This is a genomic window from Paenibacillus phyllosphaerae (assembly GCF_014192105.1).
GTDB lineage: Bacteria > Bacillota > Bacilli > Paenibacillales > Paenibacillaceae > Paenibacillus_Z > Paenibacillus_Z phyllosphaerae.
In genome coordinates this window covers 169,251-183,281 of record NZ_JACHXK010000002.1, presented here as the reverse complement: position 1 = coordinate 183,281, position 14,031 = coordinate 169,251, and the positions used below count along the sequence as shown (strand labels likewise).

Annotated in this window: 13 protein-coding genes and 1 other annotated feature; of the genes, 1 reads left to right on the top strand and 12 read right to left on the bottom strand. The window is 56.8% G+C overall.

The window, feature by feature from the left end; genetic code table 11:
• Positions 1-21: 21 nt before the first annotated feature.
• Positions 22-861 carry a late competence protein ComER gene (gene comER, locus FHS18_RS04860; protein ID WP_183597587.1) on the top strand — a complete coding sequence of 280 codons (840 nt, stop codon included), beginning with the start codon at positions 22-24 and terminating at the stop codon, positions 859-861.
• A gap of 48 nt (positions 862-909) precedes the next feature.
• Here the strand turns inward: comER and leuS are convergent, their stop codons facing one another.
• The 12 genes from leuS to FHS18_RS04800 form a co-directional block, all read right to left on the bottom strand.
• Entirely contained in the window at positions 910-3,351 is a 2,442-nt protein-coding gene (gene leuS / locus FHS18_RS04855) for a leucine--tRNA ligase (protein ID WP_183597586.1), read from the bottom strand.
• A 52-nt stretch (positions 3,352-3,403) separates the two neighbouring features.
• Positions 3,404-3,654 (bottom strand) — a binding site (T-box leader).
• A gap of 57 nt (positions 3,655-3,711) precedes the next feature.
• Positions 3,712-4,485 carry a class I SAM-dependent DNA methyltransferase gene (locus tag FHS18_RS04850; protein ID WP_183597584.1) on the bottom strand — a complete coding sequence of 258 codons (774 nt, stop codon included), beginning with the start codon at positions 4,483-4,485 and terminating at the stop codon, positions 3,712-3,714.
• Between the two features lie 87 nt (positions 4,486-4,572).
• On the bottom strand, positions 4,573-5,481 hold the full coding sequence (locus FHS18_RS04845; RefSeq protein WP_183597582.1) for a CvfB family protein: 909 nt from the start codon (positions 5,479-5,481) through the stop codon (positions 4,573-4,575).
• Positions 5,478-5,825: a ribosome silencing factor gene (rsfS, locus tag FHS18_RS04840; protein ID WP_183597580.1), complete on the bottom strand. Its 348-nt coding sequence runs from the start codon at positions 5,823-5,825 to the stop codon at positions 5,478-5,480. Before rsfS ends, FHS18_RS04845 begins: the two co-directional genes overlap by 4 nt.
• Positions 5,822-6,397 (bottom strand): bis(5'-nucleosyl)-tetraphosphatase (symmetrical) YqeK, encoded by a 576-nt coding sequence (gene yqeK / locus FHS18_RS04835; RefSeq protein WP_183597578.1) that lies wholly within the window; start codon positions 6,395-6,397, stop codon positions 5,822-5,824. Before yqeK ends, rsfS begins: the two co-directional genes overlap by 4 nt.
• On the bottom strand, positions 6,387-6,977 hold the full coding sequence (gene nadD, locus FHS18_RS04830) for a nicotinate-nucleotide adenylyltransferase (RefSeq protein ID WP_183597576.1): 591 nt from the start codon (positions 6,975-6,977) through the stop codon (positions 6,387-6,389). The genes yqeK and nadD overlap by 11 nt, the downstream gene beginning before the upstream one ends.
• Positions 6,978-7,006: 29 nt before the next feature.
• Positions 7,007-7,297 (bottom strand): ribosome assembly RNA-binding protein YhbY, encoded by a 291-nt coding sequence (gene yhbY, locus FHS18_RS04825; RefSeq protein ID WP_183597574.1) that lies wholly within the window; start codon positions 7,295-7,297, stop codon positions 7,007-7,009.
• A gap of 35 nt (positions 7,298-7,332) precedes the next feature.
• Entirely contained in the window at positions 7,333-8,226 is an 894-nt protein-coding gene (aroE, locus tag FHS18_RS04820) for a shikimate dehydrogenase (RefSeq protein WP_246427468.1), read from the bottom strand.
• 72 nt (positions 8,227-8,298) lie between these two features.
• Positions 8,299-9,441: a ribosome biogenesis GTPase YqeH gene (gene yqeH, locus FHS18_RS04815; RefSeq protein ID WP_183597573.1), complete on the bottom strand. Its 1,143-nt coding sequence runs from the start codon at positions 9,439-9,441 to the stop codon at positions 8,299-8,301.
• Positions 9,417-10,154 carry a YqeG family HAD IIIA-type phosphatase gene (locus FHS18_RS04810; RefSeq protein WP_183597572.1) on the bottom strand — a complete coding sequence of 246 codons (738 nt, stop codon included), beginning with the start codon at positions 10,152-10,154 and terminating at the stop codon, positions 9,417-9,419. The genes yqeH and FHS18_RS04810 overlap by 25 nt, the downstream gene beginning before the upstream one ends.
• 400 nt (positions 10,155-10,554) lie before the next feature.
• Positions 10,555-12,804: a transglutaminase TgpA family protein gene (locus FHS18_RS04805; RefSeq protein ID WP_183597571.1), complete on the bottom strand. Its 2,250-nt coding sequence runs from the start codon at positions 12,802-12,804 to the stop codon at positions 10,555-10,557.
• Complete coding sequence (locus FHS18_RS04800) at positions 12,801-13,943, bottom strand: DUF58 domain-containing protein (RefSeq protein ID WP_246427466.1); 1,143 nt, start codon at positions 13,941-13,943, stop codon at positions 12,801-12,803. The genes FHS18_RS04805 and FHS18_RS04800 overlap by 4 nt, the downstream gene beginning before the upstream one ends.
• Positions 13,944-14,031: the final 88 nt, after the last annotated feature.

Sequence of the window (14,031 nt, the reverse complement as noted above, 5' to 3'; positions counted from 1 at the left end):
GTGCCTTAGGAGGGATTATTCATGAATGTCGGATTTATTGGGGTTGGGAGTATGGGCAGTCTGCTGATCGATGCTTTCGTCGCTTCCGGCGCGCTGGACCCATCGCAAATTTCGGCTGCGAACCGCACCTTTGCCAAGGCCGTATCGTTAGCCGTGCGCCATCCTGGCCTTAATGCCGTTCCCTCGAACGCAGAAGCTGCAGCGGGCCGGGACCTTGTCTTCATTTGTGTCAAACCGCATGAATATAAAAAAGTGATTGACGAGATCAAAGGCAGCCTTCAGCCGCATCAGCTTGTCATCTCGATCACGAGTCCCGTCCTGCTTGCACAGCTGGAGGACTGGCTGCCATGCAAGGTCGCCAAGGTGATCCCCAGCATCACCAATTACATGCTGTGCGGCGCTACGCTCTGCATGTTCGGCAGCCGCTTGAATGCCGCCGACCGGACACGTCTGCTCGCGCTGCTCTCCCATATCAGCGATCCGCTTCAGATCGAAGAGAGCCATACCCGGATCGTCTCCGACTTGTCCAGCTGCGGACCGGCTTTTATGGCCTTCATCCTTCAGAAGTTCATCGATGCCGCCGTTGAAGAGACCGGCATTGGACGTGAAGAAGCAACCGCGATCGCCAGCAGCATGCTGCGCGGCACCGGCCATCTGCTCACCGATGGCGGCATGTCGCCGGAAGGACTGCAGACGCGCGTCGCCGTCCCGGGCGGCATTACGGCCAAAGCCCTTGCGCTGCTCAGCTCGGAGCTCAATGGCGTATTTAATGCGGTCATTCGCACGACGCATGCCAAGTACCAGGAGGATCTGACCAAGGTGCATGACCAGTTATACGGCAAAGAGGTGAATGGCACCTAACGCATGCTTTGCGTTAAGCTGCCATCCACCTCTTCGTACGGATGTTTATTAATTGGCGACGATATTGACGAGCTTGCCTTTAACGGCAATCTCCTTGCGGATCGTCTTGCCTGCGATTGCCTCGGCCACTTTCCCCGATTCCTTCGCCAGCTTCTTCATGTCTTCCTCGTCCGTCTCTGCCGCGATCGAAATCCGGTCGATAATTTTGCCGTTCACTTGAACGACAATTTCGACCTCCTGATCGATTGTCCAAGCTTCATCATACGACGGCCATGCCACATAGGAGATCGACCCTTCATAACCAAGCTTCGACCACAGCTCTTCCGCGATATGCGGCGCAAGCGGCGACAGCAGTTGAACGAAGTTCTCCACCGCTTCGCGCGGCAGCGAATCGGTCTTATAGGCTTCGTTGACGAAAATCATCAACTGGCTGATTGCCGTGTTGAAACGCAAGTGATCATAGTCGTCGGTTACTTTCTTCACCGTCCGGTGCCAGACGCGTTTGAAGGCATCCGTCGTTTCGCCTGCTCCGATCTTCGCGCTGACAGCGCCGTCTTCGTTAATGAACAGACGCCATACGCGGGAGAGGAAGCGGTGCATGCCTTCTACGCCGTTCGTGTTCCATGGCTTCGTCGCTTCCAGCGGACCCATGAACATTTCGTACATCCGAAGCGTATCGGCGCCGAATTCATTCACGATGTCGTCCGGGTTGATAACATTGCCGCGGGATTTGGACATTTTCTCGTTGTTCGTACCGAGAATCATGCCTTGGTTCACCAGCTTGTGGAACGGTTCCTTCGTGTGCACGACGCCAAGATCGTACAGCACTTTATGCCAGAAGCGCGCATACAGCAAGTGAAGGACCGCATGCTCCGCGCCGCCGATGTACAGGTCGACAGGCAGCCATTCCTTCTGCTTCTCCGGCGAACAAATTTCCTTATCGTTATGCGGATCGATGAAGCGCAGGTAGTACCAGCAGCTGCCCGCCCATTGCGGCATCGTGTTCGTCTCGCGGCGAGCTTTCATGCCCGTCTCCGGATCCACGGTCTCCACCCACTCCGTTACGTTCGCGAGCGGGGATTCGCCTGTACCGGATGGCTTGATGGCGTCTACGTCCGGCAGCACCAGCGGCAGCTGATCTTCCGGAACCGGCTTCATCGTGCCGTCTTCGAGATGCAGAATCGGGATCGGCTCACCCCAGTAGCGCTGGCGGCTGAACAGCCAGTCGCGCAGGCGGTAGGTTACTTTGCCTTTACCCTTGCCAGTTGCTTCGAGCTTCTCGATCATTGCTGCGATCGCCGCTTCGTTGCTTAGGCCATTCAGGAAATCGGAGTTCACGTGCGGACCGTCGCCGGAATAAGCTTCCTTCGTAACGTCGCCGCCCGATACGACCTCCACGATCGGCAGATCGAACTGCTTCGCGAACTCCCAGTCGCGCTCGTCGTGGCCCGGAACAGCCATGATCGCGCCTGTGCCGTAACCGGCGAGCACATAGTCGGCAATCCAGATCGGTACCTGAGCGCCGCTGACCGGATTGATCGCGTAAGCGCCTGTGAATACGCCCGTCTTCTCCTTAGCCAGGTCGGTGCGCTCCAGATCGCTCTTATGCGAAGCTTTCTCTTGGTAGGATTTGACCGCTTCTTGTTGGGCATCGGTCGTAATGCTTGCGACCAGCTCATGCTCGGGAGCAAGCACGCAGTACGTTGCGCCGAACAGCGTATCCGGACGCGTCGTGAACACGACGAGCGAATCTTCGTGACCATCGATTGCGAAAGTTACTTCTGCGCCCTTCGATTTGCCGATCCAGTTGCGCTGCATATCCTTGATGCTCTCAGACCAGTCGAGCTCTTCCAGATCGTCGAGCAGGCGATCCGCATACTCGGTGATCTTCAGTACCCATTGGCGCATCGGCTTGCGAATTACCGGGTGGTTGCCGCGTTCGCTGAGGCCGTTGATGACTTCTTCGTTCGCCAGTACCGTTCCAAGGGCCGGACACCAGTTCACCGGCACTTCCGCTACATACGCAAGGCCTTTCTTGTAGAGCTGGATGAAGATCCACTGCGTCCACTTATAGTAATCCGGATCCGTCGTGCTGAACTCGCGGTCCCAGTCGTACGAGAAGCCGAGCGACTTGATCTGACGGCGGAAGTTGTTGATGTTCTTAACCGTAATATCGCGCGGATGTTCGCCTGTATCGAGCGCGTGCTGCTCGGCCGGCAATCCGAATGCGTCCCAACCCATCGGATGGAGGACATTGTAGCCGCGCATCCGCTTGTAGCGGGATACGATATCCGTAGCCGTGTAACCTTCCGGATGGCCGACATGCAGCCCTGCGCCGGATGGATAAGGGAACATGTCAAGCGCGTAAAATTTCGGCTTGCCTGCATCCTCGGTCGTTGCGAAAGTCTTGTTCTCGTCCCAGTACTTCTGCCATCTCGGCTCGATCGACTGGGGATTATAGCCTTGTTGCTCCTGGCGCTCTTGTGCCATTGATATCCCTCCTGATCGACATAAAAAAACCTCCCGCCCAAGCGTAATAAACGCTAGGGACGAGAGGATTAACTTCCCGTGGTACCACCCTAGTTAGCGCCCACCCACCTACTGGCTTGACGCTCACTCGACACCTTTAACGCAGGTGTTACGGCATGCGTGGGCGCGTGCTGCACGAACGGCATACATACGCTGCATACGGCTCCAAGGCGAGTTCGCTTCCTATGCTGGAACGGCTTGCACCTACCGCCGTCTCTCTGCACCAACACGCGTGAAACTACTGTTCCTTATCGACGCCATTACATAAAAATGGTTAGTTCGATTATAATGAAGCGGCGCGCCGCCTGTCAAGCGAAGTCGTTATTTGACGCAGACGAAGAAGAGGCGTTCGCTCTGCGGGTTCGGCGCATCGAACGTAAAGTCCGCATACAGCTCGATATGGGAGAATCCGGCTTTGCGAAGCTGGGCTTCGAGCCATCGCGGATCATACGCGCGCTGCACATGCACTTCCTCGAAACGGGTATATTTGGCACCGCCATGTTGGCCTTCCCGCGCGAAGATCGTCAGGTGATGCTCGATCTCTTCTCTCTCTTCATCATAATCGCTTACCCATATATAGGCGACATCCTGCTCATCGAATACGAAAGGCTGCTCAGCCGCATAACGCTCCAGCTGGCGCTTGGCATGGACATCGAACAGGAACGTTCCGCCCGGGGCAAGCCCCTCCCACGTCGCTTGGAACGTCTCTACGACATCCTCCGGCTCGGTTAAGTAGTTGAGGCAGTCGCAGAAGCTAATTACGGCGTCCACTTGCTTCGGCAGTTCCCATTCCCGCATGTCCTGCTCGAGCCAGTGAAGAGAGCCGCCCTCTGCACGCAGCGCACGCTGCGGTTGGGACTCCCACTTGGCCCGCCCGATGGTCAGCATATCCGCCGCAAGGTCGATCGCGTACACCTCATGCCCCTTCTGCGCGAGCGGAATGGCGATGCTTCCCGTTCCGGCACCTAGATCGGCGATCGTCTTCGGCATGCCTAGACGCTCCCAGCAATCTTGCGCGAACTGAAGCCATTGCGGATAAGGCATATCTTCCATCAACCGGTCATACACGGTGGCAAATTGCTGGTATGCTTCCATCTTGATCTCTCTCCAATTCTTCTATTCTAAAAAAAGAGCCGCCCGCCAGGGCGACTCTGCCAATACTTCCGTGCCAGGCGTTCACGATTACGGCTGCTTGTCCGCCGATACCTCATCCTTCGGCGCGAGCTTCGTCCAGTTCCCTTCCTGCGTCACAATCCCTTCGCGCATCAGCTTGCCGATCGCGCGCTTGAACGCGGATTTGCTAATGCCGAACTTCTGTTTGATGACGTCAGCAGGCGTCTCGTCCGAATACGGCATCGAGCCAGCCGGTCTGGACTGAAGGAAGGACAGGATCTTATCCGCATCCTCGACGCGTCCAACTTCCTTGCGCTGATGCATGGACAAGTTCACGCGGCCATCCTCGCGCACGAACGTGACGCGCGCCTTGACGCGCTCGCCCATCCGCAGCGGTTCGGGGCGCTCCTCTGCCGGAATGAAGCCGAATGCGCCTTCGCCGAGGACGCCGCCGTCGATCAAGACGAACGAACCGATCTTCAGCGTCTTGGTCACCCAGCCCTCAACCCAATTATTCTTCCAGGACTCCGGTGCTCGGAACACAAGCCCCATCAGATCTTCTTCCGTGGCGGAATAGGCCACCAGACGGCCGATCTTGTCATGAGTCAGCTTCACGAACACCTCATCGCCCACTTGCGGGCGCAGCGTCCTCAGTTCCGGCTGCTCCGACAACGGCAGCAGCAGCTGGCGTCCAAGCCCCATCTCGAGGAAAGCGCCGATGCGCGGATGCGTATCGGCTACGACGAGACGCTTAATCTCGCCCAATCTGATGAGCGGTCTCTTCATCGTGGCCGCCATCCGGTCTTCCGTATCGAAGAACAGGAATACTTCCATCTCCGAACCGATCATCGGCTTATGGCCGGTCAGCTCGGTATAGTGGAGCAGCACTTCGCTTGTTCCGTCGGTCAAGAAAAAGCCGAAGGGCGACACTTCGCGTGCCACCCTTAAGCGTACAACCTCACCAGCAATCAACGTCATGCGAACTCCACGACCTTCGCGTCGGACCACAGCCGCTCAATGTTGTAATATTCGCGTTCATCGCGGTGGAACACGTGTACCACGACATCGCCGATGTCCACAAGCACCCAACGTCCCGCGTCCATCCCTTCGATCCCGCGTAATGACACGCCGTGCTCGTGCGCCACCTTGCGAATTTCGGTCGTAATGGCTTGCACTTGCGTGTCTGAATTACCATGGCAGATGACAAAATAGTCCGCAACCAGCGAAATTCCTTGTAAGTTAAGCGCTACGATCTGGTGTGCCTTTTTGTCCTCAGCCGCATTCACCACAAGCTGCAATAATTTGTCCGCATTAACCGTCATTGCTCAGCCTCCCGTAATTGAAAAATTAAATCATTGCGCGCTGCCACGGTCAGCGGGAAAATCCGCTTGCCTTGTGCCAGCAAGAAAGAAATGGTTGAATCGAATCCGGCGATTAGTGCTTTCTCCACACTATGCTCGGCTAATTCACGAATTTTATGCACGCCAGGGAAATCTCGCCCCGGCTCCATATAGTCAGCCAGACAAACGATTTTGTCCAGCAGGGTCATCTGTTCTCTGCCCGAGGTATGGAAGCGGATCGCATCCAGCACCTCAGGATCGGCAATGCCGTAATCCCGCTCCGCAACGAAGGCGCCGACCGGCGCATGCCACAATTCTTTGTCAAATCGAAGCAGCTCCTCGGGCATCTGCTGCTCCCGAATGATCTGTTCCATCCGCGACGTGGGCCAATATTTGGCCACATCGTGCAAGATCGCAGCCTGGTCCGCCTTCACCGGATCGGCGCCGTACCGCTTCGCTAGAATAACGGCAGTCTCCATTACGCCAAGCGTATGCGTCCAGCGCTTCTGCGGCATCTCGGCCTGTACTTTCTCCATCATCATATCACGATTCATATAAACCGTTCCTTTGGATATAAGAATAGACGCTCTCCGGCACCATAAAACGGATGGAATGCCCTTGCGCGACCCGCTGGCGAATCGCCGTCGAAGACAATTCAATCTGGGGCATGCGGGCAATCGTCAGCCTCGAAGCGATGAAGGCGGGCAGCTCCTCCAATGGCGTCATCGGGTCACCGGGCCGGGCTAAGCCGATAAAGCGGATCTTGGCCGCAAGCTCTTCGATGCGGTGCCACTTGACCAGATCGTTCACGCGATCGGAACCGATAATGTAGGCGAATTCCGCTTGCGGATGCCGCTCCATCAGCTCGGTTACCGTATCGTAGGAATAGCTGACCCCGCCGCGATCCACTTCAAGCGGCAATACGCGAAAAGCGGGTTCGACCTCCGTAGCCAGCATCGTCATCTCCAACCTGGCCACGCTGTCCGCTCCGGGATTGCGCCCTTTGAGCGGCGGAACGCCTGAAGGAATGAACCACACCTGATCAAGCGGATACGCCTCGCGAGCAGCCTGCGCCGCAAGCAAATGTCCCATATGGATGGGATCGAACGTACCGCCCATTAATCCGATTCTCACGCTGCCCTACGCCTCCTTCAGTCGACGCCTTAAGGCAACTCGATGGTCTTATGCTCTCTGGATTCCTTGTACAGCACGATGGTTTTGCCGATCACCTGCACAAGCTCTGCGCCGGACTCCTCGGCGATCCACTCGCCGACTTCTTTCGGATCGTCCAGGCAGTTGTTCAGGACGGAAACTTTGATCAGTTCACGCGTTTCAATCGCTTCTTCGATGTGACGGACGAGATTATCGTTCGTGCCGCCTTTACCTACTTGGAAAATCGGGTTCAAATGATGCGCTTGCGAGCGCAAAAAACGTTTTTGTTTGCCTGTTAGCATTGTTGTCCATTCCTTCTCTCGTTTGGTCAAAAAACTTACTTCGCCGCTGCATGCCCGAGCGCTTCGAGGACGGTCTGCCTCATCGCCTGGACCGGAGCGGCTGTACCCGTCCAATATTCAAAGGCATATGCGCCCTGATAAATAAACATGCCAAGTCCACCATGGATCTTAAGGCCGCGATCTTCGGCCTCTTGCAGGAATCGTGTCTTAAGCGGGTTATAGATCAGATCGCTTGCAATCGCGCCGCTCGGCAGCCAATCGGCATTAAGCGGAGTGGCTTCCACGTTCGGATACATGCCTACGGAGGTCGTATTGATGATGATGTCGGCCTCCCCGCATGCGCGAGCCAATTCGTCAGTACCAATCGCCCGGACGTCTGCTTGTCCTTGGAAAACCGCAGCAAGCTCTTGCGCGCGTTCGACGGTGCGGTTCGCGATGGTTACATGCCCGACGCCTTCCTTGGCCAAGGCGTACAGAATGCCGCGGGTTGCCCCGCCTGCTCCGACGATCAGAATCCGACGCCCAGCCAGATGGGGTTCCGCTTCCTCTTTCAACGAACGGACATAGCCCAAGCCGTCGGTGTTATAGCCGATGAGCTTGCCATCCTCATTCACGATCGTATTGACGGCGCCAATGACGCGCGCGCTCTCATCGATTTCATCCAGATGCGCCATAATATCCAGCTTATGCGGAATTGTGACGTTCACGCCTCGGATCCCCATCGCCCTTATACCCGCGGCGAAAGCGCCCAGTTGCTCGCTCTGAATATGAAATGCGGTGTAAATCCCGTTAATCCCCGTCTCCTTGAAGGCCCGGTTCATCATGACCGGGGACTTGGAGTGGCGGATCGGATCCCCGATGACGCTATACAATAAAGTGTTGCTGTCTACGCTATTGCCCATGCTCTGCTGAGCGATTACGTTCCCCATGAAACCTCTCCACGCTCCCATGCCTCGAGTTCGATCGCTGCTCTTGGTGACTTGTACCGTGGTGTCGTCTAATTAAATCAATGCATCCCGCAGCATGACGCGGATGCCCTTCGGCGCATGAATATCGATCAGCGCACCCACCGTACTGTTCACATGGATCCAGCCCAGTCCCGAGATGAATACGTCCATCTCTTGTCCGCGCTTCACGTTCAGACGGTGGCGCGTCCATGCCGGCATGTCGGCCAACTGCTCGGCGCTCGGCGGCGCAAGCATGACGCCCTTATGCTCCGCGTACAGCTCATCGGCACGCTCGAGCTTCGTCCGGTGCAGCTTCAGGCCATTCGATACATAGAACGTAAAGGATTGGCGTTCCCCTTCAACGAAATCGAAACGGGCGAGCGCACCTACGAAAATCGACTGATCCGCATTAAGCTGGTATACGATCGGCTTGATTTCTTTCTCCGGCAGAATCGCTCCCAGCACGTCGCGCGGCACGATCTCCGTCATCCGGTGCGAATAGACGATCCCCGGCGTGTCGATAATGTCATGGCCGTCGTCCAGCGGAATATGAACCGCATCGAGCGTCGTTCCCGGATAACGGGAAGTCGTCAGCTCGCGCTCCAGGTCGCTGTAGTCGCGAATGAGGCGGTTGATCAGCGTGGATTTACCCACGTTCGTCGCGCCGACTACATAGACGTCGCGGTCGCCCCGATGCTGAGCCAGCGCTTCGATGACATGCTCGAAGCCGGTGCCGCGTTTGGCGCTGCACAGAATGACATCCATCAAGCGGATGCCCTGCGCCTTCGCCTGTTTCTGCACCCAGTTGCGCAGCCGGTTCGTGCTGACGCCCTTCGGCAGCAGGTCGATTTTGTTCACGACGAGCAGCACCGGGTTGTTGCCCACGAAGCGCTGCAGGCCCGGAATGATGCTCCCTTCGAAATCAAACAGGTCGACAATATGCACAACAAGGCTGTCTGTAGCGGCAATGCCGCCAAGCAGCCTTAGGAAGTCGTCCTGATCGATGGCGACGGAAGCCGCCTCGTTATAATTCTTGATCCGGAAGCAGCGTTGGCAGATAATGATCTCTTTCTCTAGCGCTGCCGCCGGGACAAAGCCGGGCTTGCCCGAATCCTTCGTCTGCAGATTAACGCCGCAGCCGGCACATCTTACTTTCTCTTGTTGCGAATTCGTCACTTGCGATCCTCCTCGGGCCATAGCCCTTTTTTGCGAAGACGGGACAGTACGAAGCGCTCCATGATCCGGTTGATCCGTGTCCCGAATCCTTCGTCAGCCGGCGTAATCGGATTCACGAGAATCGTATGCAGGCCCATTCTGCGGCCGCCAAGCACATCGGTCATCATCTGATCTCCAATAACGGCCGTCTGTTCGGCACGCAGCTCAAGTACGGTCAGCGCCGCCTTGAAAGCCCTATTCGCCGGCTTGCGCGCAGCGTGAATGGATGGGATATTCAGCGGCTCGGCAAACTTGGCCACCCGTGTCTGATTGTTGTTCGATACGATGACGACCTTGAAGCCGAGATCGCGCACAACATCCAGCCATTTGACAAGCTCCGGTGTTGCCAGCGGCACCTTCGCGCCGACAAGCGTATTGTCCAGATCCGTAATAATCCCTATTATGCCCTGTTCCTTAAGGGCGTGAAGATCAATATCGTATATGGTATTGACGCGCATATGCGGCATCAGCCGTTCAAACATGGTTTCGACTCCCCTGCTATCGCTATCATCGAAACTATACCATACAAAGGGAATTTCATGCAAAGCTTGTACGTTCCGGCGGCGGAAAAGGGCGTTGCCCTTGTTGAACCCTTCTTTTAAGTTCGTTACGATCGTTTCTTTAAAACCGTTTCGCCTCCCCCAAGCCCCCTCCGCCGAGGGGGTTCCGAGGGTTATCACCCTCTGGACACCCATAATCGGCGTGACTCGGTACGCGGCCGTCTTCGATCTGTCCTTTCGTCGTAGCTCGCGTTGTCCTTATCGGCTTGCTGGAACATGTCCTTCGGACATTGCAGCAAATTGGATACAGGACAAAGCTCTTGTTCGAGCTTCGTTCGCTACTTTTTGCCTTGGGGTGGAATGGACCTCTGTTGGCAGGATGATGGGATCGCTTGCTTAGAGCGCTTTGTCCGCCTTGCGGACAAGGCTTGCTTTTTTGGTGAGGTTGAGATCTGTTACGTTGACGCTACTTGCGGATATTGCTGCTAACCTCGCTTGACCTTCGTGGACACGCTCTACTTTTTAAAAGTAAAAACCGGTGCAGGAAACTCCTGCACCGGTTGAACTTCACTTTACTTTACTTTACTTTACTTTACTATGACGACAATCGTTCGCGAATCACCTTCGCGTTCGATTCGAAGCGCGCTACTTCTTCGTCGCTTAGCGACTGAGCGCTGTATTTGGCTTTTTCGAACGCGGATTGGACGGATTTGAACTCCTTCTCCAGACTTGTCATATGTCCGGACCAGCGGTTCATCGTCTCGCGCACCGTCTCGTGCTCGCTCCGGTCGAGTCCTTTGCGGCGGCAGTAGCGGATGAGACGCTCGGTCTCTCTGACAATCCGTTCGTTCGCATTGTTCGTTCCGCCTCTCTGCAGACGCAGGCTGAGACCGTTGCGGCGATAGTAGAGAATGAAGGCGGTCGTCGCAGACAACAGGACGACAGCTACCGCGGAGCCGATGATCCAGCCCGTGCTGAAACCTTTGTTGTCCTCTTCTTCAGCGGCAACTTCCGTTGTCACGTCTTCAGGGACAACGACCGTCTCCGGCGCGTCGGCCGTCTCCGGCAGCGCATACGGATAGGCGAAGCCTGTCGTCGGCTCGAACGGCAGCCAGCCGTAACCGTCGAAATAAACTTCGACCCAAGAATGCGCATCGGAGTTACGCACCGTGTACGTGCCCGCTCCATTCGGATCGATGATCGCTTCCGGATCTCCGCCGAAGTAGCCTTGCATGGCCGGATTCGGCGGAAGCGCCCCTGGCGAGTAACCCTTCACCCATCTGGCGGGAATGTCGAGCGACCGCGTCAGCACGGCCATAGCGGTGGAGAAATAATCGCAGTAGCCTTCCTTCATCTCGAACAGGAAGCCGTCCACCATGTCCTTGCTCAGCTTCTTCGTCAGATCCGGCTCATTATTATAGGTATAATTCTGCTGGAGGTAGGCTTCGATCGCCTTGACCTTATCATAAGCGGTCGTCTGATCCTTCGTAATCTCGGCCGCGAGCGTGCGGACCCGCTGCGGCAGATTAGCCGGCAGCTGCAGGTACACGTCGTTCATGTCGCCTGCCGCTTGTTCGGCGGATATTTTGCGTACGGCCGCTTCATCGAGCTGAATCACTTCCGAGGTAACGGAATACGTGGTCGGGTATGTCCGCGAGTTGCCTGGCATCCGCAGTTCCCAAGAGCTGGGCAGCCAACGGAGCGCTGGCAGCGCCATGCCTTCCTCATCGATCATCACGACGGAAGAAATCGGCGAAGCGCCGAACAGTACCGGGAATCGATCCTCCTCGCGCAGCATGGTGAACGTCTGCTGAATCTGCGTGGTCGGCCCTGCTCCTTGACCGCTAGCTTCCAGCAAATCTCCCGCTTTGATTCTCGTTACGGGATCAAGATCGATCTCATTGCGGGTATCGTCCCAGCCTCTGCCGGTGTACACTTCTTTGGTCTCGCCGCGCCAATAGCTGCGTCTGGTCGTCGTAACTTCCATGACGGGCGAATAGTCGAACGTAAACCCGCCGCCAAGCACCTCGTCATTGCGGCTGTAACCGGAACGGCTGTCTCCCGGTCCCGCCGGCGTAACGACCTCTATGCCGATTTTGTCGCCGATCATGGAAGGGACGGCCTCGCCGCGCGATTCTTTCCACACCGTATACGGATCGCGGATTACCGGTTCGATCGAAGGCAGGAATATGCCGCCTGCCATGACGAGGACAATGACCACTAGCACGGAGGCGACCAAGCTAATCGGGTAATCGAGTAAGTCCCGCCAGCTGCCCGGATGTTTCTTGCGGAACTGTTCAAAGTGGCTGACAACCAGCCAGAGCAGCCCGATCGAGACGATCGACGCCACCTCCTGCCACAGCCGGATCGGCGTAAACAGCGAGTCGATTACCGATAACGAGAATAGGGCCGAGCCAACCACGACGATAAGACCCTTCCTCTGCTTGCTCAAGATGACGGAGGCCTGTACGACCAGCCATACCCCAAGGCTAATCCACACAAAAGGACTTAACTGCTCGGTCAGCTCCCGGAGCCATAGGATCCAACGATTCTCGGCGGTCGTCCCGCTTGGGTACAGCTGCGGCCACTGAAGCCCGGAGAAGATCAGCGTCGTCAGCAGGACGAAGACGAGCTGCACCGGAATCGAGACCTTCTTCCAAGGAATAAGGAAAGCTAGAATTACGGTAGAAATCAGCATGCTGTAAATAACCGCGTAGGTTTCCGCCCACCACCAATCGCCGAAGGATTGGATCCAGAGCGCGATGATCGCCGCCGAGAACAGCGTGGACAGCTTATCGAAACTGCCGCTCATCAGTCCTGCAGCAGCCTGTCGTATCCGCTTCATGAAGCCCCGCCTCCTTCCAGCACCGCCGGCAGCTCTTGCAGCGTACTGATGGAATGGACGCTGAATCCGCCTTTGCGCAACAGGCGCTGCCAGTCATCCTGCGCGCGCCCCGCCGATGCTTGGCTGCGAATATGAACGAGCAGCGGGACAATTCCTCTCTTGCTCAGCCATTCCATCGTACGAACCGTTTCCTCCCCGCCTTGCGGCGTAACAAGGACGGCGAACGAGCCGTAAGGCAGCATCGCGTCCGATTGCCGGAGCGTTCGATAGATCGGCACTGCGCCATCGGGCTGAACACGGACAAAATGGTTCATCATGAGCTCGAGCTGATCGGGTGACGCCTTAGCCGCCATCCCTTCTTTGGTCTGTCCGGCCGATAAGAGACCGATCGAGGTTGAACTGCGGAAGGAGAATTGCGCGATCGAGGCTACAGCAGACACCGCTAGCTCGAAATGCTCGCCCGTCTCGTAGGCGCCGCCGTAACGGTCAAGGATGAGCATCGTGCGCGGAAGGGATTCGCGCTCGAACTCCTTCGATTTCCACTGTCCCGTCTTGGCCGTCGCATTCCAGTGGATACGCGACAGCCGGTCGCCATAAATATATTCGCGCACGCCGTTGATCTGCGTCGTCTCCTTCGCTGCCCGCTGGGAAGCCGAAGTCGAGTACGGACCCTTGGCGCCATGCCGAAGCTGCGCCCAATGCCGGATCGGTACCGTCTGCGGATAGACGCTGAACGCTTCGCCGGACTCGAAGCTGCCCGTATGCTCGAACAACCCGAAGATATCGCAGGTCGAGCAAGCTGTCGGGGCAAAACGATAGATGCCGCGCGTCAGTCCCGGCGTCGTATAGGAAACTTCGCCGGAACGCTTGTAATTCGGCACGAAGGAAGACTCGAACGCCAACTCCGTCCCGTTCTGCCGAACGATTCGATCCCGCACGAGCACGTACGGCGCCGGCCAGAAGCCGGGAATATGGACCGACAGCTGGACATCGAGACGCGTGCCGGCGGTCAGCACCTTCTCGCCGGCCGCGGCCTGGTTGCCGAAGGATAGACGCCTCGCCCCCTTCACGCGGCTAATGCCGCTGAATCGGCCAAGCAGCAAATAGATTAAAAGTACATTGAAAATGCCAAAGAGCATAAGTGATGTTTTCCCGCCCTGGAAGAGGAGAAACAGAAGCGAGGATGCATACAGAAGTCCAATGACCCGCCATCTGGTGAATGCCCGG